21 protein-coding genes, 1 tRNA gene and 1 pseudogene are annotated in these 26,580 nt (G+C 63.3%); 15 read left to right on the top strand and 8 right to left on the bottom strand.

The window, feature by feature from the left end:
• Positions 1–106: 106 nt before the first annotated feature.
• Entirely contained in the window at positions 107–949 is an 843-nt protein-coding gene (locus tag ABF990_RS10620; RefSeq protein WP_415500531.1) for a winged helix-turn-helix transcriptional regulator, read from the top strand.
• On the opposite strand, the gene ABF990_RS10625 is transcribed toward ABF990_RS10620, so the two are convergent.
• Together ABF990_RS10625 and guaA are read right to left on the bottom strand one after the other, a co-directional pair.
• Complete coding sequence (locus ABF990_RS10625; protein ID WP_415500544.1) at positions 946–2,142, bottom strand: tyrosine-type recombinase/integrase; 1,197 nt, start codon at positions 2,140–2,142, stop codon at positions 946–948. The two genes, ABF990_RS10620 and ABF990_RS10625, sit on opposite strands and share 4 nt — an antisense overlap.
• A gap of 306 nt (positions 2,143–2,448) precedes the next feature.
• Positions 2,449–4,050 (bottom strand): glutamine-hydrolyzing GMP synthase, encoded by a 1,602-nt coding sequence (gene guaA / locus ABF990_RS10630; RefSeq protein ID WP_415491851.1) that lies wholly within the window; start codon positions 4,048–4,050, stop codon positions 2,449–2,451.
• Positions 4,051–4,344: 294 nt separating this feature from the next.
• Here guaA and ABF990_RS10635 point away from each other — a divergent pair, with 294 nt between their 5' ends.
• Positions 4,345–4,824, top strand: a complete 480-nt coding sequence (locus tag ABF990_RS10635; protein WP_415491852.1) for a hypothetical protein — start codon at positions 4,345–4,347, stop codon at positions 4,822–4,824.
• A gap of 137 nt (positions 4,825–4,961) precedes the next feature.
• A tRNA-Arg gene (locus ABF990_RS10640) sits at positions 4,962–5,038 on the top strand.
• 341 nt (positions 5,039–5,379) lie between these two features.
• On the opposite strand, the gene ABF990_RS10645 is transcribed toward ABF990_RS10640, so the two are convergent.
• Positions 5,380–5,682 carry a putative quinol monooxygenase gene (locus ABF990_RS10645; protein WP_415491853.1) on the bottom strand — a complete coding sequence of 101 codons (303 nt, stop codon included), beginning with the start codon at positions 5,680–5,682 and terminating at the stop codon, positions 5,380–5,382.
• A 258-nt stretch (positions 5,683–5,940) separates the two neighbouring features.
• Between ABF990_RS10645 and rfaD the strand changes: the two genes are divergently transcribed.
• From rfaD to ABF990_RS10670, 5 genes are all read left to right on the top strand, one after another.
• A complete protein-coding gene (gene rfaD / locus ABF990_RS10650; protein ID WP_415491854.1) occupies positions 5,941–6,921 on the top strand; it encodes an ADP-glyceromanno-heptose 6-epimerase in 981 nt (326 codons plus the stop codon).
• A gap of 62 nt (positions 6,922–6,983) precedes the next feature.
• Complete coding sequence (lgt, locus tag ABF990_RS10655) at positions 6,984–7,835, top strand: prolipoprotein diacylglyceryl transferase (RefSeq protein WP_415491855.1); 852 nt, start codon at positions 6,984–6,986, stop codon at positions 7,833–7,835.
• Between the two features lie 8 nt (positions 7,836–7,843).
• A complete protein-coding gene (locus ABF990_RS10660; RefSeq protein WP_415500617.1) occupies positions 7,844–8,869 on the top strand; it encodes a class I SAM-dependent methyltransferase in 1,026 nt (341 codons plus the stop codon).
• Positions 8,866–9,678, top strand: a complete 813-nt coding sequence (gene pgeF / locus ABF990_RS10665) for a peptidoglycan editing factor PgeF (protein ID WP_415500615.1) — start codon at positions 8,866–8,868, stop codon at positions 9,676–9,678. Before ABF990_RS10660 ends, pgeF begins: the two co-directional genes overlap by 4 nt.
• Positions 9,679–9,740: 62 nt before the next feature.
• Positions 9,741–10,727 (top strand): hypothetical protein, encoded by a 987-nt coding sequence (locus ABF990_RS10670; protein ID WP_415500619.1) that lies wholly within the window; start codon positions 9,741–9,743, stop codon positions 10,725–10,727.
• Between the two features lie 57 nt (positions 10,728–10,784).
• On the opposite strand, the gene ABF990_RS10675 is transcribed toward ABF990_RS10670, so the two are convergent.
• Positions 10,785–12,320: a lytic transglycosylase domain-containing protein gene (locus ABF990_RS10675; RefSeq protein WP_415500614.1), complete on the bottom strand. Its 1,536-nt coding sequence runs from the start codon at positions 12,318–12,320 to the stop codon at positions 10,785–10,787.
• A gap of 222 nt (positions 12,321–12,542) precedes the next feature.
• On the opposite strand from ABF990_RS10675, the gene ABF990_RS10680 reads away from it, so the two are divergent.
• From ABF990_RS10680 to bamE, 3 genes are all read left to right on the top strand, one after another.
• On the top strand, positions 12,543–13,523 hold the full coding sequence (locus ABF990_RS10680; RefSeq protein WP_415492216.1) for an ABC transporter permease: 981 nt from the start codon (positions 12,543–12,545) through the stop codon (positions 13,521–13,523).
• 158 nt (positions 13,524–13,681) lie between these two features.
• Positions 13,682–14,536 (top strand): ABC transporter ATP-binding protein, encoded by an 855-nt coding sequence (locus ABF990_RS10685; RefSeq protein WP_415492218.1) that lies wholly within the window; start codon positions 13,682–13,684, stop codon positions 14,534–14,536.
• Between the two features lie 138 nt (positions 14,537–14,674).
• Positions 14,675–15,061 (top strand): outer membrane protein assembly factor BamE, encoded by a 387-nt coding sequence (bamE, locus tag ABF990_RS10690; protein ID WP_415492215.1) that lies wholly within the window; start codon positions 14,675–14,677, stop codon positions 15,059–15,061.
• Between the two features lie 219 nt (positions 15,062–15,280).
• Here bamE and ABF990_RS10695 read toward each other — a convergent pair whose 3' ends face one another.
• From ABF990_RS10695 to ABF990_RS10710, 4 genes are all read right to left on the bottom strand, one after another.
• Positions 15,281–16,339, bottom strand: a complete 1,059-nt coding sequence (locus ABF990_RS10695) for a transporter (RefSeq protein WP_415492214.1) — start codon at positions 16,337–16,339, stop codon at positions 15,281–15,283.
• Between the two features lie 130 nt (positions 16,340–16,469).
• Entirely contained in the window at positions 16,470–16,814 is a 345-nt protein-coding gene (locus ABF990_RS10700; RefSeq protein ID WP_415492213.1) for a hypothetical protein, read from the bottom strand.
• 142 nt (positions 16,815–16,956) lie between these two features.
• Positions 16,957–18,027 (bottom strand): histidinol-phosphate transaminase, encoded by a 1,071-nt coding sequence (hisC, locus tag ABF990_RS10705; RefSeq protein ID WP_415492212.1) that lies wholly within the window; start codon positions 18,025–18,027, stop codon positions 16,957–16,959.
• Between the two features lie 282 nt (positions 18,028–18,309).
• Complete coding sequence (locus tag ABF990_RS10710; protein ID WP_415492211.1) at positions 18,310–18,861, bottom strand: ankyrin repeat domain-containing protein; 552 nt, start codon at positions 18,859–18,861, stop codon at positions 18,310–18,312.
• Positions 18,862–19,361: 500 nt separating this feature from the next.
• Between ABF990_RS10710 and tkt the strand changes: the two genes are divergently transcribed.
• From tkt to ABF990_RS10730, 4 genes and pseudogenes are all read left to right on the top strand, one after another.
• The gene (tkt, locus tag ABF990_RS10715) at positions 19,362–21,491 is read left to right on the top strand and encodes a transketolase (RefSeq protein ID WP_415500613.1); all 2,130 of its coding nucleotides are present in this window, start codon (positions 19,362–19,364) and stop codon (positions 21,489–21,491) included.
• Positions 21,492–21,677: 186 nt separating this feature from the next.
• Positions 21,678–24,539, top strand: coding sequence for a bifunctional transaldolase/phosoglucose isomerase (locus ABF990_RS10720; protein ID WP_415500612.1), 2,862 nt, complete (start codon positions 21,678–21,680; stop codon positions 24,537–24,539).
• Between the two features lie 34 nt (positions 24,540–24,573).
• A pseudogene (gene gnd, locus ABF990_RS10725) lies at positions 24,574–25,572 on the top strand (phosphogluconate dehydrogenase (NAD(+)-dependent, decarboxylating)).
• Positions 25,573–25,636: 64 nt separating this feature from the next.
• A complete protein-coding gene (locus ABF990_RS10730) occupies positions 25,637–26,578 on the top strand; it encodes an HAD family hydrolase (RefSeq protein WP_415506604.1) in 942 nt (313 codons plus the stop codon).
• Positions 26,579–26,580: the final 2 nt, after the last annotated feature.

Below are 26,580 nucleotides of genomic sequence, written 5' to 3' on the forward strand. Positions count from 1 at the left end.
TCTTCCCTCTGCACCCCGATGACAATGTGCTTGAGGTTACCTGCCGCTGCCTGCTGCGGCTGGGAAAAAGATTGAATTTGGTTGACACTGCGGACATAAATTGACCATGGCCAAAGATCACGAAACCCACCTTGCTTTCGATCCGATCCTCGAGCGCGTAGTTACCAAACGGGAAGCCACCGGTCGCATTGAGGCCAAGCTTGCAGACAATTTGACATGGTGTTTTTGTGAGCTTTGTGGAAATCTCACTGAATATTCAGCAATACGCTTCAATCCAGTTGTAGTAAAAAAACTGAAGAACGAAAACGCCAAGCTTGTTCCTCTAACAAAAAAAATGATTTCATTAGGGCTGGAGAGAGCAAAGAAAGTGGCTGAACATTATTCAGAGGCCTTGTCAGGAAAATATGGCCCTCATAAAGCGAGCCAAATGATCGCTCGTTATGGCGATCTAGTCGAGATGCGTGCAGATTGTTCCGTAGAGAGTTTCCACGAATACATCGAACCAAAAATGAAGTTACGGGAGCATGCACGTCATGGTGACCTTGCGTGGACAACTCGCTTGGCAGGCTCTCCCTCTGCTGGCCCTAAACCTAGTAAGTTATATTGTGAGAAACACCATCCCAGCAGAAGTGATTCTTCAAGAAGAGCCTATCAACGTGATCGGAGATTTATTTGGGAATACCGTGCCCTGATGGAACAAATTTGGTCTCATGGTTTCAATAATTCGACCCTCTCTGGCTGGGATATTGAAGAGCATGCTTACGTGCGGAGAGAAGCTTATAGACAAGTTAAAGCCTTGCGATCTCCCACAAGCATGCTTGATGATTTTCTCTCAAAAGGCACAATGACGCAGGCGGAAATAGCTCGAGAACTAGGTATTTCACGCCAAGCTGTTTCGGCAGCCATTAAGCGGCGCACTCTAAAAAATCTCCAAGAAGGCAAGCGTTAACCAGGCTTGCTCGTCCATTCCTCAATCATATCAGCCCAGTCTTGAAGCATAGCGGTGCGCTGCTCACGATATTCAGCCTTGTTGTAAACGGCTCTTACCCCTTTCTGTTCATGAGCAAGGCACTTTTCAATCCAGTCAGTATTGTAACCTGCCTCATGCAGCAGAGTGCTTGCCGTCCTGCGCAAATCATGAGGACCAAATTTTGCAAGCGGCTTTCCTTCTTTCTGAGCGAGCCTGTAGGTCAGCGTGAGTACCTGATTGAGCGTGGCACTGCTCATCGGCTGATCGATGTCGTAGCGGGACGGCAATATATAATCTGAGCCCCCGGAAAACGTCTTCAGGGCAATGAAAATATCGAGCGCCTGTCGCGACAGAAATACCAAATGGGGGTTGCGCCGCTTCATCCGCTCTTTGGGGATCGTCCAAAGCGCCTGACTAAAATTGACCTCGCTCCATGTTGCGTTGGTCAGCTCACTCTTTCGAACCATCGTCAGTAAAAGCAGCCTAGCTGCGGCCCGGATCGACGGGGTAGTGCCGATGCGCTCAATGTACTGATACATCAGGCCGATCTCTTCAGGCGTCAGAGCACGATCCCTCGGCTCAAATTTTGCTATGCTTATCGGACGGACCAATTCAGCCGGATTTTCGACCTTTTGTCCCCGTTCGATAGCCCACCGGTAGACTTGAAACATTACCTCTCGGGCATGCACCGCAGTCGCCGGAGCACCACGTTCGACGATGGCATCGGTTAGTGCCCGCAGGTCCTCGTGAGTGATTTCGACAAGCTTCTGGCTGGCGAATTTGGGCTTGAGCTCCCGCTCGTAGACGGATTTGCGCATGTCACGGGTGGAGTCCGCCATCTGATATCCGCGCAGCCACTTCTCGGCCCACGCGCCGAACGTCTCCACGCCCTTGATCCGCGCCTTGTCGCGCGCCTTCTCCTTGGCCGGTGACTTTCCCGCGGCGACCAGCTTTTTAGCCTCTCCCAGCTGCTCACGAGCTTCGGCGAGGGTGATCCCCCCAACGCCATACCGCCCAAAGGTCAGAGTCTCCTGCCTGCCGTGGATCGCATAGTTATATCGGAACGAGATGCTGCCCGCAGGCGTCACCGCGACGTACAGCCCGTCGCGGTCATTCACCTTGTACAGCTTATCCGTCGGCTTGAGATTGCGCAGTTTGGTATCAGTCAGCATCGGTTCATGGCACTCCAAACGACGATACCATGACCAAAAACCATCAAAATAACCGGATAAAACCATTATTATTCATATGGTTATTAAATATTGATACCATGACACCCATAGAATGCCTGACATGGTATCAATAAAAATCATGGCATCAGACTCAGTCAGTGCCACGCACTATGCCATAAAAAATAGCTGCTTGGCGATACCGTTCGATGCCAGACAATGCCGGACCAAAAAACAAAAAAGCCCGCATTTCTGCGGGCTTTAAGGCACTTTCATGCCGGATGATGCCACCCTATGCCAGACGCGGGATCATTCCCACTCGATCGTGCCCGGCGGCTTGGAGGTAATATCGTAGGTCACGCGGTTGACGCCGCGCACTTCGTTGACGATACGGCCCGCCACACGGGTCAGGAAACTCATGTCGAAGGGGTAGACATCCGCCGTCATGCCGTCCGTGCTGGTGACGGCGCGCAGGGCGCAGGCCTGGTCGTAGGTGCGACCGTCACCCATGACGCCCACGGTGCGCACGGGCAGAAGAACCGCAAACGCTTGCCAGATGGCGTCATACAGCCCGGCGGCACGGATTTCCTCAAGGAAAACCGTATCCACCTTGCGCAGCAGGTCCAGTTTTTCAACCGTGATCGCACCTGGAATACGGATCGCCAGCCCCGGCCCGGGGAACGGATGACGCCCCACAATGCTTTCGGGAATATCCAGTTCGCGCCCCAGATCGCGCACTTCGTCCTTGAACAGTTCGCGCAGGGGCTCGACCAGTTTCATGTTCATCCGTTCCGGCAGGCCGCCCACATTATGGTGCGACTTGATGGTTACGGACGGGCCGCCGGTAAAGCTTACGCTTTCGATCACGTCGGGGTAGAGCGTGCCCTGGGCCAGGAACTGCGCCCCGCCCAGTTTGGTCGCTTCCTCCTCGAACACTTCAACGAACAGGCGGCCAATGGTCTTGCGCTTGATCTCGGGGTCGGTCACGCCGTCAAGGGCGGCCAGAAACAGGTCGGACGCATCGCGATGGACAAGCTGGATATTGAAACGCCCCTGGAACGTGCGAATGACCTCATCCGCCTCGCCCGCACGCAGCATGCCGTGATCGACGAAAATGCAGGTGAGCTGGTCGCCAATGGCTTCGTGGATCAGTACCGCGGCGACCGAGGAATCCACCCCGCCGGACAGGCCGCAGATCACGCGACCCGTGCCCACCTGTTCACGGATGCGGGCAATTTCCATGTCGCGGAAACCCGCCATGGTCCAGCTACCCGAACACCCTGCGACATCATGGGTGAAATTTTTCAGCAATGCCGCGCCATGGGGCGTATGCACCACCTCGGGGTGGAACTGCACGCCATACAGCCTGCGCCCTTCATCCGCGATAACGGCGAACGGCGCACCTTCGCTGACGGCAACGGTACGGAAACCGGGGGGCAGCTCCACCACGCGGTCGCCATGGCTCATCCACACCTGTTCGCGCCCGCCGCGCGACCATGCGCCGCGGAACAGGGAGCAGTCTTCCACGATATCGACAAAGGCGCGGCCGAATTCACGGTGGTCGCCCCCTTCAACCTGGCCACCCAACTGCTTGCACATGGCCTGCTGCCCGTAGCAGATACCCAGCACCGGAATACCCAGGTCGAACACCACGGCGGGAATACGCGGCGCATCGGGATCGTTGACGCTGCGCGGGCCGCCTGAAAGAATGATGCCGCGCGGCGCAAATGCCTGGATCCGCTCGGCCGTGGCCGTATAGGGCCAGATTTCGCAGTATACACCACTTTCACGCACGCGGCGGGCGATCAGCTGCGTCACCTGGCTGCCAAAATCCAGGATCAGGATACGGTCCTGGTGCAGGGTTTCATCCAGCGTGACAGGAGATACAGGCAATGTGGCGTTAACGGACATGGACTACTGGTCTTTCTGGGCAGCGCCGGGCAGGCAGTCTTGAGACGGATCGGCCGCCACGGACCACGATCACGCATTAACGTCTGCTCGATCGTGCGGGCCATGGCCAGCCGGGGACTTAAACTCTTGTCAAGCGGATATAATGCCATGGTGGCGTATCGTCACCCTCTAAAACCACGCGGGCGGCGGCACCATGAACTGCAATGGCTTGCATGCAACACAGCGCCCGGCCAGAGTCCGCACCGGCATGAACGCCGCCCCAACCCCACCACCTTGCCCATGCAGGAGGTCAGCATGTTTCCAACCCGGTATCGGTCCGGCTTATCCGCACGCCACATAGTCCTGGGCCTGTTTTGCGGCGCGGGCCTGTCCTGCGCGTTTCCGGTCTTTTCCGCGCAAGGTGGGGCCGCCCATGCGGCCACAGCATCGGCGGCGGAAGACCCTTATGGCGACTGGGTTGGCACGCTGGTGCAGGACATGGGTGCTGACTGCCCCGTCAACGGCCAGTCGCTCATGCAGATCGAGTCCCACAAAATGATCTTCGTGCCCGAAACCGGCTCCCTGATCCTGCGGGGCGTGCCCGACAAGGCCCGACAGCATTACCACGCCCAGCTTGTCATGAAAGACGCCAAGAACCAGCCCTTGCCCATGGTGTTCGAGGCCCACCCCGTGGGCGATACGTTCGAGGGGGTCTATGGCACGCCCGAATGTCGCGCCCATGTCACGCTGCGCCGCCCCGCCACGCGTGCCCTCGATAATTATCTGGGCCGGTAATGCTGAAAGCCATGACGCCCCCCATGAACCAAGCGAAGGAAAACAAAGGAAAAAAGCCGTTTTTGTAAAAAAATTGAAAAACTGGTTTTTTGGGGCTTGCCCAGACCGGGCCTGTCGGCTAAACACCCCCTCACGGCGCACCCGTAGCTCAATTGGATAGAGCACCAGACTACGAATCTGGGGGTTAGAGGTTCGAGTCCTTTCGGGTGCACCACTTTTTCTTCCTGAAAAAATAATACGCTTTATTCGCACCAGCGCATGACCCGGTCATGCCGGGCGAATGTGCGTGCGGCCTTGCGAGCAGTCTTTACAGACTGCGGCAAGATAGACTGCGCCGTGGGTTCGAATCCTGTAGGCGAATGCCAGCCCGGACAAGCCGACCATGCGTTCCTGATCACTCATGCCCCGATCACGCGCGGCGGTACGGGCCGGGGTCTTCAGGCCCTGCGGCCCCCGCCCCGGCACATATCCGATCCCATGCTCCGGCTACATGGCCCAGGACCGCGCACCCCGGGATTACGCAACCAGAACTGCGCACCGGGACGTAGCGAGGCTTCAGGCCTCAGGCAGCGCCTTGAGTGTATGAATGGCCGGCGGTGCCGTCAGCAGGCTTTCCAGCGTTGCAACCAGTGTCTTGAAATGCGGCGTTTCCAGATGTTCGGCAAATGCCTCGCGGCTGGCCCAGCGTTCCACAAAAATCAGGGTGTGCGGATCGTCCAGGTCACGGGTGGGTACATAGGACCTGTTGCCCGCCTCCGCGCGGGACGGTGCAATACCGGCCACCATGGCCGCCGCCACGGCGGCCTCGGAGCCGGGCTTGGCTTTCAGAATAGCGACAACCGAAATTTCATCACTCATGCGCTTCATGTCCTGTACGGTTCAGTGTGTGTTCATCTCCGTCGGGCATGCTAGAAAACTGCGCCCGGTCTGGCTACATGCCAGCCCCGTTTTTTAAAGACAGAGGTTATGCGCAGGCCGTAGGGCACCGCTCGGATAACGGGACAATCCGCCCATGCCCGCAGGCCAGACCGCGCAGGCTGCCCGCCATTATCAGGAGGGCAGCCCCTGGAATTGCCGTCTTGGAGGGAAGATGACCTGCCCCTATACTGCGCGCGCATGATTATCATCACAGGCGGGGCCGGTTTTATCGGCTCCTGCCTTCAGGCGGCACTGGCCGCCCGGGGGCTGGACACTGTCATTGTCGACTGGCTGGGCACGGAGGGGAAATGGCGCAACATCGCGGCACACCCCCCCACACGGCTGGTAACACCTGACGAACTGCCCGCTTTTCTGGCATCCCTGCCCGGCGCGCAGGCGGTGTTTCATATGGGAGCGATCAGCGAGACCACCGCCCGTGACGGCGATCTGGTCTGGCGCACCAATGTCGCCCTGTCCCATGACCTGTGGCAATGGTGCGCCCGCACGCAGACACGTTTCATCTATGCCTCGTCCGCCGCGACCTATGGGGGGGCGGACCGCCCCGAACTGTTCAGCGACGACCCGGCCCGGCTGGACACGCTGGCGCCGCTGAACCTGTATGGCTGGTCCAAACATGTTTTTGACCGCCAGGCCATTCGGGCGGCCCAGATAGGGGCACCCTGCCCGCCGCAATGGGCAGGGCTGAAGTTTTTCAATGTTTTCGGCCCGAACGAATACCACAAGAGCAAGATGATTTCGGTCGTCAAAGTCAAATATGACGAACTACGCGCGGGCGGCCCGGCCCGGCTGTTCCGCTCCGACAAGCCTGGGATCGCGGACGGCATGCAGGCGCGCGACTTCATCTGGGTGGGCGATGTGGTGGACATGCTGCTCTGGCTGTTCGACACGCCCTCCGTCAGCGGGCTGTTCAACTGCGGCACCGGTGTCGCGCGCAGCTATCTGGACGTGGCGCATGCGGTCTGCGACGCGCTGGGCCTGCCCCGGCGCGTGGAATTTATCGACATGCCACCCGCATTACGCAGCCAGTACCAGAGCTATACACAGGCCGACCTGACCCGCCTGCGCGCGGCCGGGTACAAAAAAGCGTTCACACCGCTTGAAGACGCTGTGACGCATTACGTGCAAGAATACCTGACGACTGGCCGCCTTTACCTGTAAGGCATACGGCACGCTTTTTCTCCCGCGCCCCGCAACGGGCATTTCTGGCACCGGACACCCGCATGCTTCCTGTTCTGATGTTTCCGCAGTTCGACCCTGTTCTGGTCCATTTCGGCCCACTGGCCGTACGGTGGTACGCGCTGTCCTATATTCTGGGGATCGTGCTGGGGATCATGCTGCTCCGCCGTCTGGTGGCACTTGTCCCGCGCGTGGCCACGCTGGAACAGGCGGACGACTTCCTGACATGGGTGACACTGGGCGTGCTGCTGGGCGGGCGGCTGGGCTACGTCCTGTTCTACCAGCCGGGCTATTACCTGCGGCACCCGCTTTCCATGCTGGAAGTCTGGCATGGCGGCATGTCCTTTCATGGCGGGGCCCTTGGGGTCATCATCGCCATGGTGCTGTTCACCTGGCGGCACAAGCTGAATTTTCTGGCTTTTGCGGACCGGGTTACGGTTGCCGTGCCGATCGGGCTGGGCCTGGGCCGCGTGGCCAATTTCATCAATGGCGAACTCTGGGGGCGCGAAGCACCGGCAAGCCTGCCCTGGGCCATGATTTTCCCTGATGGCGGTCCGATCCCGCGCCATCCCTCCCAGCTTTACGAATCCCTGACCGAAGGGCTTTTGCTGTTCGTGGTGCTGTTCGTCGCGTCCCGCAGGCAGGCCATACGCGAACGGCCCGGTTTTCTGGCAGGCATGTTTCTGGCCGGCTATGCCTGTGCGCGTTCGTTCTGCGAATTTTTCCGCGAACCGGATTCGTTCCTCGGCTATCTGGCCGGGGGGCTGACCATGGGCCAGATCCTGTGCCTGCCCATGCTGGCAGCGGGCATTGCCCTGATGGTCTACGCCCGCCGCCACCCGCCTTATGCCGGGCTGCCCGCTATCGCCACGGACGAGCCCCCACCCGGAAGCTGAACTGTCCCATGCCCGCATTCCCCCCCCACGCGCAGCGGCTTGACCGGTTCATGGCGCAGGCCAATGCGCGGTATTACGCCACAACCCCCTTGCTGAGCGATTTCATTACCGCCCCGGAAATCAGCCAGGTGTTCGGGGAACTGCTGGGGGGCTGGGCGGCCATGGTCTGGCAGGGCATGGGCTGCCCGGACCCGTTCTTACTGGCTGAAGCCGGGCCGGGTCGCGGCACGCTGATGGCCGATGCCCTGCGGCTGATCACCCGGCAGATGCCCGCCATGGCCCGGGCCATGCAGGTGCATCTGGTGGAAACGTCGCCCCTCATGCGCGCCGCACAGGCGCAGGCCCTGCGCCCCTATACGCAACCTGTCTGGCATGACAGCTTGGACGACCTGCCAGCCGGACCGCTGATCCTGCTGGGGAACGAGTTTCTCGACGCGCTGCCCATTCGCCAGTTCGTGCACATGCCCGATGGCTGGCACGAACGCCATGTGGCCGACGCCGCCTTCCATCTCGCCCCCTGTCCCGCGCCCGTGCTGCCCGATGGCCGCGCGCTGGAGAACGGCGCGGTGGTCGAACTATGCGAACCCGCCCTGCATGTCGCCCGGCTGCTGGGCACGCGCATGACCACGGCACCCGGGGCCGCGCTGTTTCTCGATTACGGTCATGGCTCGACCCTGACGGGGGATTCGCTCCAGGCGCTGCGCCATGCCCGACAGGCCCCACCGCTGGAAGCAGCGGGTGAGGCCGACCTGACCGCCCACGTGGACTTTACCGCCTTTGGCGCTGCCGCCCGCCAGACGGGAGCCCGCGCGTACGGGCCCGTGACACAAGGCGCGTTCCTTGTCGAACTGGGCCTGATGGAACGTACCGAACAACTGGCCCGCGCCACCACGGCCGAGAACGCCGCCACCTTGCGCAGCGGAGCCCACAGGCTGGCCGCCCCCGAAAAAATGGGGCATCTGTTCCGTGTCATGGCGTTACAGTCACCAGCCCTTCCCCCCCCACCCGGTTTTACGAAAGGACCTGCCGCATGACGATCGATGTGGCGTCTTCTGGGGGTGTCTCACGGCTTTCCCCCCTGACAAGTCCCCTGCTGGGACAGGCACGGCATGGTTTTTTCACACGTGAAGGCGGGGTATCCACCGGTCCCTACGCCAGCCTGAACTGTTCCACCCGGTCAGGGGACACAGCCGAAAATCTGGCCGAAAACCGCCGGCGTGTGGCAACGCATATCGGTGTAGCACCGGCGCATCTGCTAGGCGTGACACAGGTTCATGGCGCGGATGTCGTGACGGCGGAGCAGGCCTGGGCCCTGGGGGCGGGCCCCGCGGCCGACGCCCTGGTCACAACCCGGCCCGACCTTGCCCTTGGTGTCATTACCGCCGATTGCGCGCCTGTGCTATTCGCCTCGGCGGATGGCACGGTGGTGGGGGCCGCCCATGCAGGCTGGCGGGGGGCGCTGGCCGGCGTGCTGGAAGCGACACTGGCCGCCATGCAGCACCAGGGCACCACGGCAGCGGATATTTACGCCGTTGTCGGCCCCTGCATTGCCCAGGAAAGCTATGAAACGGGCGAGGACATGCGCGCCAGCATTCTGGCGGGTGACCGGCAGGCCGCCATTTTTTTTGCGCCCGGCCTGCGGCCCGGCCATTACCAGTTCGACCTTGCTGGCTGGTGCGTCTTTCGGCTCCAGCGCGCGGGCATTGGCCGCGCAGCCGCCCTTGGCATGGACACATTGCAGGACGAACGCCGTTTTTTCAGCCACCGGCGGCGCACCCTGGCCGGTGGTGGCCCGATCGGCCACCAGATTTCCGTCATAGCCACAGGACCCCGGCCCGCATGAAACGTCGCCCGCCCGTAACCGCGCCTGCCTGCCCACCCGCCTCCATACCGGAACACCCTGCCATGCGGGCAGAACCACATTCGCGCCCGGCATATCCATGGCCTGCCCGCGCCGCCGCAACGCTCCCCCTTGCTGCCCTGCTGCTGCTGGGTGGCTGCCTGAGCATGCCCGGCCCTTTTTCCAACCCCGGGCGCGAGGCATCCGCCCTGGCGCGTAACGCCCCACCCGCGCGGCTGGATATTCCCACCCCCACGGAGTCGCTCATGCCCGAAGCCGCGGCCCGCCAGTGGGCGCAGGCCACGGCTGCCGCACTGCTGGGGCAGACCATTCCCGCCATGGCCCAGCCAACCCGCCGGGGCGACTGGTGGCTGAACATGCACGCTGAACTGCGCGACGGGCTGGTGGTGCCTGTCTACCGGGTCATGACCCCCGCAAACCAGGTACGCGCCACACAGGAAGGCGCACCCGTGCCTGCCGCCCAATGGGCCAGCGGACAGGCTCCGGTCCTGAACGCCACCGCCCAGGACGCGGCCCCACGCATTGCCTCGGTGCTGACCGGCATCCAGGCCGACGACATGGAAAAAGACCCCCATAGTCTTAAACACCGGGCGGCCCGTGTTTATTTCAGCGGCGTGACGGGGGCCCCGGGCGACGGCAATACATCGCTCGCCCAGGCCTTTGCCGCGTCGTTCCGCGACGGGACGGACACCATCCAGAACTCGGCCGACAATGCCGATTTCACCGTAACCTGCACGGTCAGGATCACGGACGGGCCGCACGGCACGACCGGCCACCCGCAGCAGCATATTGAAATTGTCTGGCGGGTGCAGGACAAGGCAGGCAAGGAAGCGGGGGCTGCGACCCAGCTCCACGATATTGCCGCCCATTCGCTCGATGGCTACTGGGGCGATGTCGCGGTTGCCGCGGCACAGGAGGCCGCAGGCGGGGTTCACCAGATTATCGGCCGTTACTCCGGGCGGGACAATGCCCCTCTTCCCCCAGCCACGGTCCCTGCCACGCCCGCAGCGGCAACCCCCGCCAAGGGCTGAAAAAACCGGCATGGGGCCGCCATGCGACGCAGGCCCCGCCTGACGCGCAGCCCCCGATTATGAACGGGAATCGGGGGAAATCACGACACAGCCGCTGAGTTTGCGGCAGGCATCGAGCGCCTGGCTATGGGAGAGATTGACCAGTCTCGCGCGATAAAGCCGCCCCTGCCGGGCCTGCACGGGCGCGACAGACGGGCGGGCGGTCTCGAGGGCCGTGGCCTTGTGCCGCGCCTGCCCCGCCGCCTGCTGCGCCATGGCCGCGGACCCGAACGCCCCGACCTGAATGGCCCAGTTCCTGACTTCCGGCACGCGGGATCTATGGGTCAGCAGGGGAACCGGTTCGGCGTGAGCCGTGGACAAAAACCCCATTCCGGATGCAAGGGACGACGCATGCGCGGGCTCGGCCGGGGCGTTGGACTGGTTTTCCGCCGTGTTGACGGTCCAGCTTGTATCGGATTGCGCATCGGTCGCGGCTGTCTGCACGGCCTGCCCATCCGCCGGGGAGGTCGCCTGCGTGGCGGCAACGTCAGCCGCAGGGGTATTGCCCGCATCGGTATCGGCCGCCTGCGCGACCTGGACCGGCGTGTTCGCCACCGACTGTGCCGACGTGCCAAGCCTGCGGGCCCACGCCGCGCGTACCGCGTCGGGGCTTTCCGCGCCGTCGGCCACGCGGGGGGCGCGCGGCAGGGCGTGCCAGTCACGGCCGTACATGGCGGAGCCTGCCTGCTGCGTATCCTGCCCGGCCTGTGTATCGGCCGCGTTATCGGCCGTCGTGTCATCCTGCGTGGCGTCCGAACCAATGGCCTCGGCCACCTGCACGGGCTGTTCAGACGCGTGCTTGTTGGCCCAGGCGGTACGGACCGCGCTCATTTCGCTGCCCGCGCGCGGCTGGGCCGACTGGGTCAGCGTATCATGGCTGGCGACCAGAAGATCGGCCTGCGACCTGTTGGCCGGAGAAATCCCGACAATACGGCGCCCGATGGCCGCTACGTAATTGCGTGTCTCACGCGGGAGCACGCGATTGCGGGTAATAAAATCCTCAAGCCTGCCGGGGCCGGCATTATAGGCGGCAAGAAAGCCGGGAGAGCCATACACGTCGTATAACTGCCGCAGATAGGCCGTACCGGCCATGATATTGTCGTGCGGTTCATAGGCATCCCCACCCAGATTATAGGTGGTGCGCATGTCGTCATAGGTGGGCGGCATCAACTGCATCAGCCCCATTGCGCCGGGGCCTGAGGTCACGAGCTGGCCGTTATGATACAGCTTACCGCCCGATTCCTGGTCGATCACGGCACGCACCCATTCCTCCGGCACGTCAAAACGCTGCGACGCTTCCTGAATATAGGGGCCCCACGGATCGCTTGCCGGGCCGGGCGGGGCGTAATATCCGCGGGCATGGGCGCGGTAATACGCGGCTTCTTCCTCGACCGGCATGGTCACACTGTCACCGCCGGGGCCGGTCGCGCAGGCCGCCAGACTGGCCAGCCCCCCAAAAAGCACGGCACCGCGCGCAAGGCGCATGACAGGCCCCAGCGGGCCGGGGCGCGCGGCCCTGCGGGCCGCCTGGGGGCGTGACTGCCTGGCTGTCATGCTGCCGTTCCATCCATCAAGCGTAACACGGTGCGGCTCACGGTCCGCGTCCTCCTGTGAAAACCCCGGACAAGCCCCCGGCCCAAAATCCGGGGACGCCCCTGCAATCCCGCAAAATATGTATACTCCGCCCTGCGCGCATGCAAGAAAACGCGTGCATGGCCCGGACCGCCGGACAGCCCATGGTTGCGGAACGTCAGGGGATCGGATAGGCGATACAGCATGATGGGCACGTCTGGATCTTCCACGCAGATTTCTCCCGCAACCCAGGACCCTGCACCGGTCCCGGACCAGCCACCGGCCATGCGCCCCCCGACGGGCCAGACGGATGACACGGCGTACCTTGCGGACCACACGCAGCAGCCCCCCACGCCACCCGCAGAAAGCCCCGCCACCCGGCACCGCGCGCCACGTTCGCGCCTGCTGCTGGCCTGCCGCGATATCGGCGAAGGGCTGAGCCTGTGGCGTCTGGCCGTGGCCCTGGGCTGGCTCGACATCCGCATGCAGTTCAACGGCTCACGGATCGGACCGTTCTGGCTGACACTGACAACCGGGATCATGATCGGCTCCATGGGCTTGATCTACGCACAGATCTTCCACCTCGTGCTGCAACAGTATCTGCCCTATCTCGCAATTTCGCTTATTCTGTGGCAGGCGGGCATAGCCGCCCTCATGCAGGAAAGCTGCACCACCTTCACCAGTGCTGCGCAGACCATCCAGTCTGTCAACATGCCGTACTCTGTCCAGGCTTTCCGGACCCTTGTACGTTGCAGCGTTGTTTTCGGGTATAATATCATTCCACCCGTGGTGGTGTTCGTGCTGATGGGCATCTGGCCGGGCGTGCTGGCTTTTATGGCGCTGCCCGCCATAGCAGTCTGGATGTTCAACGGCGTGGCGCTGTGCCTGCTGCTGGGCAGCCTTTGCGCACGTTTTCGTGATATTCCGCCCATTATCGGCAGCCTGATGCAGATCGCTTTTTATGTCACCCCTGTCATATGGGACGCGACGCAGCTTAAAAGCGGTGCGCAATGGTTGCTGTACAACCCGTTTTACGCCCTGCTTGAAATCGTGCGCGGCCCCCTGCTGGGCCATGCCCCGGGCCTGGCTGAGTGGCTGGTCGCTGGCGGGTTCAGCCTTGCGCTGTGGATACTGGCCCTGCTTGTTTTCTCTCGCGCGCGTCCCCGACTGGCGTTCTGGATATGACCGTGCCCTCCGACACCCCCGCCAGCCGTCCCCCGCAGGGCCTGGACACACCCGCCCTGCCGGAAGTCCCGCCGACAATGCCCCAGGCAATCCAGCAGGTCAGCCAGCAGGCAACACCCCAGGCTGCCGGACAGGCCGTCACACCCGCACCAACGCCCATGGCTGCGAAAAAGAACGAGAACACGCATGGCAGCGGGGCTTTTATAGCGCTCGAACATGTCCATCTCGATTTCCCGATTTTTCGCGCGGGGGCCCGTTCGCTCAAGAAGTTGCTGTTCCGGCAGGGCAAAAACCTGCTCCAGAACGTGCGTGGTCCGCGTGTGGGCGGGGCCATCACCCTGGGTGAAAACCATCACAGCAGGATCGTTCACGTTCAGGCCCTGCGCGATATCTCGCTCCGGATCGGGCCGGGGGAGCGCGTGGGACTGGTGGGCCATAACGGAGCGGGCAAGTCCACCCTGCTGCGTGTCATGGGCGGCATTTATCACCCCGGCGCTGCAAGGCTGGAAGTCCACGGACGCGTTTCCGCACTGCTGAACCTGCAATCGGGCATGAACGCGGAACTGAGCGGGCGGGAAAACATTACGCTGTTCGGACGGCAGAAAGGGTTCAACACCCAGCGTATCCGGCAACTGGAAAAGGATGTGGAGGCTTTTGCCGAGCTTGGACCGTTCATGGACCTGCCGGTACGGCTGTATTCGAGCGGCATGAGCATGCGCCTGGGTTTTGGCCTTGCCACGGCTACCGCGCCGCAGATCCTGCTGATGGACGAATGGTTCATGGCCGGTGACCAGCATTTTCAAAAACGTGCCCAGCAGCGCCTGACCAGCATGGTCAGCGCAACCGATATTCTGGTCATGACCTCGCACGAGCTTACCGTGCTGGAAACATGGTGCAATCGCCTGATCTGGATGGAAAGCGGGCGTATCCGCATGGACGGGCCGCCCCCCGCCGTGCTGGCCGCCTACCGCGCGGATACACAGAGCGCAGCGCAGAACAATCCGGACCGATAGCTGGTCCGCGTATTCTGCAAGGGCACTCTCTTGATTTTTTAACTGGTCAAGTTAAGACTGAAAAGCATGTTTTTCATGTACTGCATTTGTACAGAAATACATATTTATTATTGAATAAAGACTGGAAGGCTATCGTTAATGAAAAAATTTACAGCTATGGGCTGTCTTTCGGCCCTTTTGCTGGTGGCCGCCTGTGCCTCGAGCGGCAATGAATCGATCAAAAATGAAACCTCAACCACTGTCGACCAGAAAATTCAGGATGGCGTGACGACCAAAGATCAGGTCAAGGCCGTGTATGGCGACCCGCTGGAAACAAGCTTTACCGATAGCGGACATGAAATCTGGAAATATGTCTTTGCGCGGACACGTGCGAACGGCACCAATTTCATTCCTTACTATGGCGCGTTCTCAAGCGGCTACCACGGAAAAGCCAAGACACTGATTATTATTTTCAACAACAACACTGTCTGGCACCACACCCTGTCGGATTCCGACGTCAAGACCCATACCGGGATCGGCGGCTAGGCTTTACCGCACATGGGGGTGGCATTGCGGTGCGACCCCCATGCATGAGGGCCTTGCGCCCCGGCACGTAACGCGCCTACCTGAACCCGACGACGGACCGCGCGCAACAGTCCCTGCACGCGTTGCAAAAACTCCGGTCCCCAAATTCTGTGCCCCTGCCTTGCATGTCCCTGTCACGGCGCAGGATGCGCAATCGGGGGCGTTATTGAGACCGCAGGCTCAGAGCAGCTTGGTCATTTTCAGCACCAGCCACGTACCCAGCATGATGAGAAAGCAGAACCCACCGGCTTCCACCGTGCCCCAGTTGCCCGTGGTCAGGAACATGCCGCCCGTATTCATGCCGAAAAATCCGGTCACGAAAGTTGCTGGCAGCATCAGGGTGGTGCCGACAGACACGATATAAAGCCGCCGGTTGGTTTCTTCCGCCTGGTTGGACGCCAGTTCGTCCTGCAATGAGCGCGCGCGGTCCTGCAGGGCCAGAAGGTCGTCCAGTGCGGCATGAACCTGCCGGTGCGAACGGTCGCGCAGGTCGTCCTCCGCCCAGTCGGGCAGTTCCAGTTCCTCATCGCGAAAAAGACGGTCCACCGGGGCCAGAACACGCCGCAGTTCGGTGGAGCGGCGGCGCACCACACCCAGCAACCCGCTGACCCGGCCCAGATCGGTGTCACGGTCGAGCATCAGCAGCACGTCTTCCGCGCGGTCGAGCTGGTCGTCCAGGCGGGCGAAGTCACGCCGCACCGTATCCGCGAACTCCAGCAGCGCGCGGTCCACCACCTTGGCAGGCGAACGTGGCGCAAGCCCCCGCCAGAGTTCGTGATACACGACCCCCAGCGCGGGAATAGGGTGGCGGCGGGTTGTCAGCAGCAGGTCGGGTTCGAGCGAGAATCGCCATGTGCTGACATTGCGGTCGTCATCCACGCCGGTGTCGTCAAAGGCGGGCAGCGCGCCGAATACGATATCACCCTCGCTGTCCAGCCGGGTGCTGCGTTCGGGGTTGGTAAGCACCTGCCGCGCGTCCTCGGGCAGGGAGGGAATTGTCTCGATCTGCGCGCGGGAGAGTGTGTGGACGATATCGAAATGGAACCACGCCCAGCCGTCCTGCCCGGCAAATTCTGGCGGGAACTGGCCGGTTGTCAGGCGCTGTGTCACCACGTCACGCGGCAGTTCGACCGGTTCGTGCCCGAAGCGGCAGAAAATGGCCCACACGAGACCGTCATGCAGATGGGTTCCGCCCTCGGAGAGCGGTTCGGACAGGGAGAAAGAGGGGGTTCCGGCCATCACGGCTCTCCCTGCTTGAAAAATGCGCACATGGCGGCGTCATGCCAGACCATGCGCTATGGCACCCGAAAGACCGGCTGCTGGCTCCTTATCACGCGATGGCCCCGTGATGCAAAAGCCAGCCTGCCATTCAGCCCCCTATGGGGGACTGGCGCGGCCGACCGCCCGGCCGTGCACCGTCGCGCGCGCCGGGTCCGTTGCGCCCGGCGCCAGCCCGGCCGGCACCGGCCCCACCTCCAGCCCCACGGGGGGCGGCATCGCCCTGCCTGCGGCCCGTGGCCTTGAGCACGGGAGCCGCCGCCAGTTCCGCCTCAAGCTGGGCAATACGCTTGCGCACGCTTTCCTTGAGGGAGGCGGAGGTGTGCGCCTTCATGCCCGCCAGGGTTTCCTTCAATTCGCGCAACTGCTTCTGCTTTTCCGCCAGAGACCGGCGAATGGGCTGGTTGTCGGACAACTGCCCCTGGAATGAACGCATGACTTGCTCCATCAATCATGATCCACACGTGGCCCGTGGCCCATGTGGCGAACGTCAAAAAAACTGCATGGGCCCCACGGCGCGGAAGCTGCCAGCCCACCGCGCACGCGGCAGGACAGCCCCTGCGAAAAGGGTGCCCTCGTTATGTGTTGCGGTGCAGAATATCCCGCAGTACGGCCAGCAATGTCTGGCATTGCGCATCCGTGCCAACAGTGACACGGAGCCACTCAGCCGTACGCTCACCCTTGAGATGGCGGACGATAATAGCCCGCTCTCGCAACCGGGCTGCCAGATCTGCGGCATCCCGGTCGGGGTGGCGCATGTAAACAAAATTCGCAGCCGACGGCAAGACCTCGAACCCCTGCGATTCCAGCCCCTGTGTCAGTTCCGCACGGCTGTGCATGACACGGCGCACGCTCTGCTCCAGCCAGGCCTCATCCTCCACCGCGGCGGTGGCGCCCACAAGGGCCAGCCGGTCCAGCGGGTAGGAGTTGAAACTGTCCTTCACGCGGGTCAGCGCCTCGATCAGGTCGGGCTGGCCGAATGCAAAACCTACGCGCAGCCCCGCCAGCGCGCGGGACTTGGACAGGGTCTGCACCACCAGCAGGTTGGGGTATTCCGCAACAAGGCGGGCAGCACTCTCCGCCCCGAAATCGACATAGGCTTCATCGACCAGCACCACCCGGTCGGGCTGGAGGGCGAGCAGGCGGCGGATCTCGTCAAGCCCCAGGGCTATGCCCGTTGGCGCATTGGGGTTGGCCAGCACCACGCCGCTGCATGGGCCTGCGTAATCCTGCACCACCACACGCATGCCGCCATCCAGCGGAACCACCCGATAGGGCAGGTTGTACAGGCCGCAATAAACCGGATAGAAGCTGTAGGTCACGTCCGCGAACAGCAAGGGCTGGTTATCGTGGGCAAAAAACGCCTGGAACGCATGGGCCAGCACCTCGTCCGAACCATTGCCCACGAACACACAGTCGGCGGGCAGGCCCACGCGCAGGCCCAGAGCCGTGCGCAGGTCATGGGCCTGCGGGTCGGGATACAGGCGCAGACTGTCATCCGCCGCGTCCCGCATGGCCTCAAGCGCGCGGGGTGACGGGCCATAGGGCGATTCATTGGTGTTCAGCTTGACCAGATTGGCAAGCCGGGGCTGTTCGCCCGGCACATAAGGCGTAAGGGTGTGAACGAGTGGGCTCCAGAAGCGGCTCATGGCTGAGAGTTCCAAATCAAAGCGGGTCCAAGATCAAAACGGACGGAACAGTTAAAAAAAGCCCCATGCACGCACCCGGCGCGGGTATGGAGGCGGCAGGCCACACAGCGGAACGCCCCCCTGCCGCAGGTCTCGCGCGGCAGCGCGGGGGCGCTTTTTTTTCGGGCAGGGCCGATCCATCGCCCCGAACCACTCCACCCGGGCCAGACAGAGACCGAACAGGCATCAACAGGCCGGGCCTGCGGCACTTTCCCGGGGCTGGCGCGGTCTAGGTGACGAGGGCTAGGTGGCCGAGGCAGCGCCTTTCCTGAGGTCCTGAGCCAGAACGGTGTAACCCTGCCGCAGGGCCAGATCCACGGCGTTATGCCCTTCACCGTCGCGCAGGGTGGCGCTGGCGCCGGCCTGCAGCAGCAGACGGGCCATGTCCTCACGCCCGAACATGACAGCGAACATCAGCGGCGTGCGCCCGACAGCATTGGGCACATCGACCGCGGCCCCGCTTTCCAGCAGCAGGCGCGCAAGTGGCATATCCCCCTTGAACGCAACACCGGCCAGCGCCGTGGCCCCTTTTTCGTCCTGCTGGTCCGGGGCGGCCCCTTTTGCCAGCAGAATACGGGCGGCATCCAGATGGCCGTTATACGTAGCCAGAATAAGCGGGGTATACCCTTTTTCGGCCCGCAGGTTGGGGTCCATTCCCGCGTCGAGAAAACGGGCCAGCAGGTCGGCCTGGCCTTCACGCGCGGCGTTCAGGAACAGGGCGTCCACCTGGTCGCGGGTAAACCCCGGCGCGGTGGCCCCATTTTCCGGAGCCTGGATGGACTCGTCTGTTGTCATAGGTGATCTCCGCAAAACGACACGACCAGGCTGCACGGCCGGAACCGCTGGCCACAGGTGCCGCCGCAGCCGAGTGCCACGCAGCATATCGCGCATCGGCACGGACCGCAAACGCCCCGGTCTGCGCCGCCCCTGCGGGCTGTGGCCCCAGTATGGCACCCGGCACGCAGCCCGGAGCGCGGCGGGCCGGACCGCCACCCGGCGCGGCGCGAGAACGGGCAGGAGCCGAAAAAAACGGCGCGTAGGATAGCGTAATCTGTTATGCTGGACACCAAAAGAACCAGACGGCTGAACCGCCGCGTTCCTTCTGGGGCAAGCTCAAGCCTTGCCGAAAAACCCGGAACCGTGGAAATGTGCCGAACATGTTCAGGGCCGCCGCTTGCCCGGGCATGATCCCGGATGCGGGTTGCAGGCGCGGCCCGGGCGCGGTCTGATGGTTTTTGGGTCTATAAGCTCATGGGCGTTCGCAGGATGAATGCCCGGTAGAAGGACAGGTTTGCATGCGCGTTTCTCTTCCCACCCCTGTGTGCGCTCCCGCGGGGGCCGAGGCCGGTGGGCCAGCCAAAGCCTGCGCAACCGGCGCCGACAGGCTGTGTATCGACACAATCCGCACGCTGGTCATGGATGCGGTGCAGAAAGCCAATTCCGGCCACCCCGGAGCCGCCATGTCCATGGCACCGGTCGCCTACACGCTGTGGCAGGACGTGCTGACCTATGACCCCGCCGACCCGCTCTGGCCCAACCGCGACCGCTTCGTGCTGTCCATCGGCCATGCGTCCATGCTGCTTTACACCCTTATCCACCTGTTCGGCGTGCGCCAGGTGCACGACGGCAAGGTCACGGCCGACCCCGCGCTGACCGTGGCCGATCTTGCGCAGTTCCGCCAGTTCGGCTCCAGAACCCCCGGCCACCCCGAGCACGGCCATACCAGCGGGGTGGAAACCACCACAGGCCCGCTGGGCGCTGGCTGCGGCAATTCCGTTGGCATGGCCATTGCAGAAAAATGGCTGGCCGCACGCTACAACAAGCCCGGTTTCAACCTGTTCGACCACCATGTGTACACACTGTGCGGCGATGGGGACATGATGGAAGGTGTCACCAGCGAGGCGGCGTCCCTCGCGGGGCATCTCAAGCTTGGCAACCTGACCTGGATTTACGACTCCAACCGCATTTCCATCGAAGGCTCGACCGATGTCGCCTTCACGGAAAACGTGGCCGAACGCTTTGCCGCCTATGGCTGGCAGGTGCTGGACCTGCCCGACGCCAACGACACCGCCGCCCTGCTTGCGCTGCTGGCCAAAGCCAAGGCCGAAACCACTCGCCCCAGCCTGATCATCGCCCATTCCGTCATTGCCTGGGGCGCGCCCAACAAGGCGGGCAAAGCCTCCGCCCATGGGGAACCGCTGGGCGCCGAGGAAGTGCGCGCCACCAAAAAAGGACTTGGCTGGCCCGAAGACAGCAGCTTTCTGGTACCTGACGCAGTCATGCCCCATACGGCTGCGGGACTTGGCGCACGCGGGGCTGCGGCCTCCAGCGCATGGAAACACCTGTTCGCGGATTATGCAAAGGCTCACCCGGCGGACGCCGCCGAGCTTGAAGGCATTTTCAGCGGCACCCTGCCCGCCGGATGGGACGCGGACATTCCGCTCTACCCCGCCAGTGAAAAAGGCACCGCCTCACGCGCAAGCTCGGGCGAGGTACTGAACGCCGTAGCCGCCCGCGTGCCGTGGCTGCTGGGTGGTTCCGCCGATCTTGCGCCCTCCACCAAGACCCTGCTCAAGGGCCAGGACAGCTTCCAGCCCGCCGAATGGGGTGGCAGCTATGCCGGGCGCAACTTCCATTTCGGCGTGCGCGAACACGCCATGGGGGCCATCGTCAACGGCATGGCGCTGTACGGGCTGCGCGCCTTTGCCGCCGGGTTCCTGATCTTCTCGGACTACATGAAAGCGCCCATCAGGCTGTCCTCCATCATGGGGCTGCCGGTCACGTATATTTTCACGCATGATTCCATCGGCGTGGGGGAAGACGGGCCGACCCACCAGCCCATCGAACAGCTTGTGCAACTGCGCGCGACCCCGGGCATGACGACCCTGCGCCCGGCCGACGCCAACGAAGTGGCAGAAGCCTGGCGTTTCCTCATGACGCACAAGACCGGCCCGGTGGCCCTGGCGCTGAGCCGCCAGAACCTGCCCACGCTGGACCGCACGCGCTACGCACCGGCCAATGGCCTGGCGCGCGGGGCCTATGTTCTGGCCAGCAGCGAGCAGACCCCGCAGGTGATCCTGATCGCCACAGGCAGCGAGGTAGGGCTGGTTGTCAGCGCGTATGAGACCCTTGTGGCCGAAGGCGTTGCCGCCCGCGTGGTGTCCATGCCGAGCTGGGAACTGTTCGAGGCCCAGCCCCTGTCCTACCGCGACAGCGTGCTGCCGCCCGATGTGACCGCCCGCGTGGTGGTGGAAGCGGGTTCGCCCATCGGGTGGGACCGCTACGCCGGACCGCGTGGCGCCATTATCGCCATGCGTGGCTTTGGCGCGTCCGCCCCGGCAGACAGGCTGGCCGAACATTTCGGCTTTACGGTCCAGGCCGTGCTGGACAGTGCCCGCGAACAGGCCGGCCTGACAGGAAAATAAGGCAGGCATGGTCATAAATCCGGCCATAAAACAGGCCATATAGTCGGCCAGACACGGACCCGGAGCGGTGGCGCACCCCAGTAGGGGAGCCCGCCGCCGCCCCCTGCGTTACACGACACATGCCCGGCCCCAAGCCGCAACACCATGCGGAACGGGGTAGACGGGCCGGGAACAAGGATACCGCACATGACAGCCAACGCCACCACTGTCGCCAATCCGTTGCAGGCCCTGGCCACGGTCCACCAGTCCCCCTGGCTGGACTTTATCCGCCGCTCCTTCGTGCAGGACGGCACGCTGGCCAGACTCGTGGCCGGGGGCGACATACGCGGCGTGACGTCCAACCCCGCCATTTTCCAGAAAGCCATGGGCGAAGGCACGGAATACGACGCCCAGATGCGCGAGGAGCTGGCCAGCACCACACTTTCCCCCGGTGCACTGTACGAAAAACTGGCGATTACCGATATTCAGGCCGCCGCCGCAGCGCTGCTCCCGGTCTACGACGCCAGCAAGGGCCGTGACGGCTTTGTCAGCCTTGAAGTGTCCCCCTATCTGGCGCGCGACACGCATGGCACAACGCATGAGGCCGCCCGCCTGTGGGCCGATGTAGCCCGCCCGAACCTGATGGTGAAAATTCCCGCCACCCCACAGGGCGTGCCCGCCATACGGCAGAGCATCGCGGCGGGGATCAATGTCAATGTCACGCTCATTTTCTCGCTGGCCGCGTACCGCGACGTAGTGGAAGCGTGGCTGTGCGGACTGGAAGAACTCAAGGCCAAAGGCGGCGATATCTCGCGCGTGGCCTCTGTCGCGTCCTTTTTCGTCAGCCGGATCGACGCCAAGATCGATGCCGAGATCGACCGCCGCACCAAGGCGGGAGATCCACAGGCCACGGCCCTTGCGGCCCTGCGCGGCAAGGTCGCCATTGCCAATGCCAAGATGGCCTATGTCTACTGGCAGGAAATCATGCAGACCCCGCGCTGGAAAGCGCTGGAAGCCGCGGGCGCACAGACCCAGCGCCTGCTCTGGGCCTCCACCGGCACCAAGGACAAGGCCTATAGCGACGTTCTGTACGTGGACAGCCTGATCGGCCCGCAGACCGTCAACACCCTGCCCCCCGCCACCATGGACGCGTTCCGCGATCATGGCCGCGTGCAGGAAACCCTGACCACCGGCGTCAACGACGCCCGCACGGTCATGGACCAGGCCGAACAGCTCGGCCTGGACCTGGGCGGCGTCACGACAACCCTGCTCGAAGAAGGTGTCAGCGCCTTTGCCGATGCGTTCGACGCCCTTCTGGGCTCGGTCGCGGCCAAGCAGGCCGCCCTGATGGGCGAAAAACTGACCAGCCTGAAGGCCCACCTGCCCGACGACCTGGCCGCCGCCGTGGACCAGGAACTTGAGGACTGGCGCGGGAAAGGCACGCTGCGCCGGATCTGGGCGAAGGACGCTACCGTGTGGACCGGCGGGCCGGAAGCCGACTGGCTGAACTGGCTGGACGTGGTGGATGAACGCCGCGCCAACCTGGCCGAGCTTGAAGCCTTCCAGGCCGAGGTCAAGGCCCGTGGCTTTCGCCAGGTGCTGCTGATGGGCATGGGCGGGTCCAGCCTGGGGCCGGAAGTGCTGGCCATGACCTTTGGCAAGCATGAAGGCTTCGGCCATCTTTACGTGCTGGACAGCACGGACCCGCAGCAGATCGCGGCGTTCGAGAAAAAGATCGACCCGCACCACACGCTGTTCATCGTCGCGTCCAAGTCTGGCAGCACGCTTGAGCCCAATATCATGCTGGCCTATTTCCAGGACCTTGCCAGCCGCGCGCTCAAGGACAAGGCGGCCTCGCATTTCGTGGCCATTACCGACCCCGGCTCCAAGCTGGAAGCGCATGCCAGGCGCGAAGGGTTCTGGAAAATCTTTTCCGGCGACCCGCGCATTGGCGGGCGCTATTCCGTGCTGTCCAATTTCGGGCTTGTTCCCGCCGCCGCCAGCGGCATTCCCCTGCGCCTGTTCATCGAGGACGCGCTGCGGGGCGTACGCCAGTGCGACGCCAGCGTGCCGCCCGCACTCAACCCCGGCGTACGGCTTGGCGCGATCATGGGTGTGGCCGCCAGACAGTTCGGGCGTGACAAGCTGAGCATTATCGCCACCCCCCAGATCATGGATTTTGGCGCATGGCTGGAACAGCTTGTGGCCGAGTCAACGGGCAAGCTGGGTCGCGGGATCATCCCCATCGACGATGAAACACTGGGCGGGCCGCGCCGCTACGGGCGTGACCGCCTGTTCATCTACCTGCGTCTGGCCAGCGAACATCGCCATGAACAGGACGAGGCCATTGCAACGCTGATCGATGCGGGCCACCCGGTCGTGACCATTACGCTGCACGCCAAGCGCCAGATCGCGCAGGAATTCTTCCGGTGGGAGATGGCAACCGCCGTCGCGGGCGCGATCCTGGGCATAGACCCGTTCGACCAGCCGGATGTGGAAGCCAGCAAGGTCGAAACCCGCAAGCTGACCGAAGCCTACGAAAAAACCGGCGCCCTCCCGGCGGAAACACCGTTCGCGCAGTGCGGCCCGCTGGCGTTTTTTGCCGATGCGGCCAATACCCACGCCCTCAAGGACGCGGGCGGCACCGCCACCGCCGTACTGAAGGCCCATTTCGACCGGGTGCATGCGGGCGATTACGTGGGGCTTCTGGCCTATATCGAACGCAACCGCGACACGCTGGAATGGATCCAGCACACCCGCCTGCATGTGCGCGACGCCAAGACCGTGGCCACAGCGGCGGAATTCGGGCCGCGCTTCCTGCATTCCACCGGGCAGGCCTACAAGGGTGGCCCCAACACCGGCGTGTTCCTGCAGATTACGGCGGACGACGCACGCGACCTGCCCGTGCCCGGTTCGAACTACACGTTCGGTGTGGTCAAGGCCGCCCAGGCGCGGGGCGATTTTGACGTGCTGGCCGAACGCGGCCGACGCGCGCTGCGCGTGCATATTCGCGGCAACCTCAAGGACGGGCTGGCAGCACTGGCCAAAGCCCTGCACGAAGCACTTTGAGCCGCACCCACACGATTTGACGAGAGAGAAAAACATGCAGATCGGCATTGTCGGACTGGGCCGTATGGGCGGCAATATCGCCGTGCGCCTGACCCGCCACGGGCATGACGTGGTTGTTTACGACCGCGACAGCGCAGCCGTGTAAAAAACAGTGGCCCGGGCCGAAGCGGGCCGCGCCACGGGGGCAGCAAGCCTGGCCGACGTGGTGGCACAGCTTGGCGGGCCACGCCGGATCGTATGGTCCATGCTGCCCGCCGGCCCCATTACGGAAGAAACCGTTACCACTCTGGGCGATCTTATGGGGCTGGGCGATATCGTGATCGACGGTGGCAACACCTATTACAAGGATGATATCCGCCGCGCCCGCACACTGGCCGAAAAAGGGATCGACTACCTGGATATCGGGACATCGGGCGGGGTATGGGGGCTCGAACGCGGCTATTGCATGATGTATGGCGGCGCACGGGACGCGGCCGAGCATATCGACCCCATTCTGGCCGCACTGGCGCCCGGTATGGGCGATATTCCCCGCACGCCCAGGCGCGAGCGTGACGGGCTGGACCCCAGGGCGGAGCAGGGCTACCTGTATTGCGGCCCGGCCGGGGCAGGGCATTTTGTCAAAATGGTCCATAACGGGATCGAATACGGCATGATGCAGGCCTTCGCCGAAGGGTTCGATATCATGTACCGCAAGGATTCCCCCCTTGTGGCCGAAGGCGAACGCTTTTCGCTGAACATGGCCGACATTGCCGAAGTCTGGCGGCGGGGCAGCGTTGTGTCGTCCTGGCTGCTGGACCTGACGGCGGAAGCCCTGGCCCGCAATGACGATCTTTCAACCTTCAGCGGGCAGGTCAGCGACTCTGGCGAAGGCCGCTGGACGATCGAAGCCGCGATCGAGGAAGCCGTTCCGGTGCCGGTCATGACAGCCGCCCTGTTCACGCGCTTCCGGTCACGCAGCGACAACACCTTTGCCGAAAAAGTGCTGTCCGCCATGCGGTTCGGCTTTGGCGGCCATGTCGAAACCAAAGACTGAAACCACGCGGGCCATGCTACCTCCTGCACGAATGCAAGCCTGAGGCATAACGGGGGAAGGCAGCATGGCAACCAGCGGGCAAACGGCAGGCGACACCGCAGGACCCGAACATAGCCCCGGCACGCAGCAAACCGGGCGTTCGGGAGCGAGTGCGCGCATAAGCCTTGTGGTGTCGGACATGGACGGCACCCTGCTGACCCCGCAAAAGCAGGTGACCCCGCGCGCCCTTGCCGCCACGCGTGCGCTGCGGGCAGCCGGGGTGCCGCTCTGCCTTGTCAGCAGCCGCCCGCCCGGCGGAATGGAAATGTATTTCGACCAGCTTGGCATGGACACGCCCTATGGCGCGCTGAACGGCGGCACCATTTTCAATGCCGACCGCACCATCCGCTCCAGCCTGGTACTGAACCCGCACGACACGCGCGAAGCCCTGCATATTCTGCGCACCCGCTCGCTGGAGGCCTGGCTGTTCAAGGGCCATGGCTGGCTGGTAGACAACCGGCAGGGCGAATACGTACAGGCCGAAAGCAATGCCGTGCGCATGATGCCCACCGTGGTGCCCGACCTTGCGGCCCATGCGCACGATGTCGGCAAGATTACCGCATCCTCCACCGATTTCGAGGCTATCCGGCGGCAGGAGGTGGAACTGGGTCGCCTGCTGGCCGGGCGCGCCAGTGTGGCGCGGTGCAGCCGGTGGTTTCTGGACATTACACCCCCGCAGGCCACCAAGGGCCATGCGGTGCGCCACCTGGCCGCACTGTATGGCATAGGGGTGGAAAACGTCGCCTGCATTGGCGACATGGTGAACGACGTGCCCATGCTCTCCATTGCGGGGCTAGCCATTGCCATGGGACAGGCCCTGCCCGACGTGCGCGCCACAGCCCATTACACCACCGCCGCCAACACGGAGGAAGGTTGGGCCCGCGCGATGGAAGAGCTTGTGCTGCCGCGCTGCGTGCCCCCACCCATGCGCCCGCCAGCACCCCCACCCCATGCAGGACAGGACTGACC

Origin of the sequence: Acetobacter sp. (assembly GCF_047723915.1) — a bacterium.
Lineage (GTDB): Bacteria > Pseudomonadota > Alphaproteobacteria > Acetobacterales > Acetobacteraceae > Acetobacter.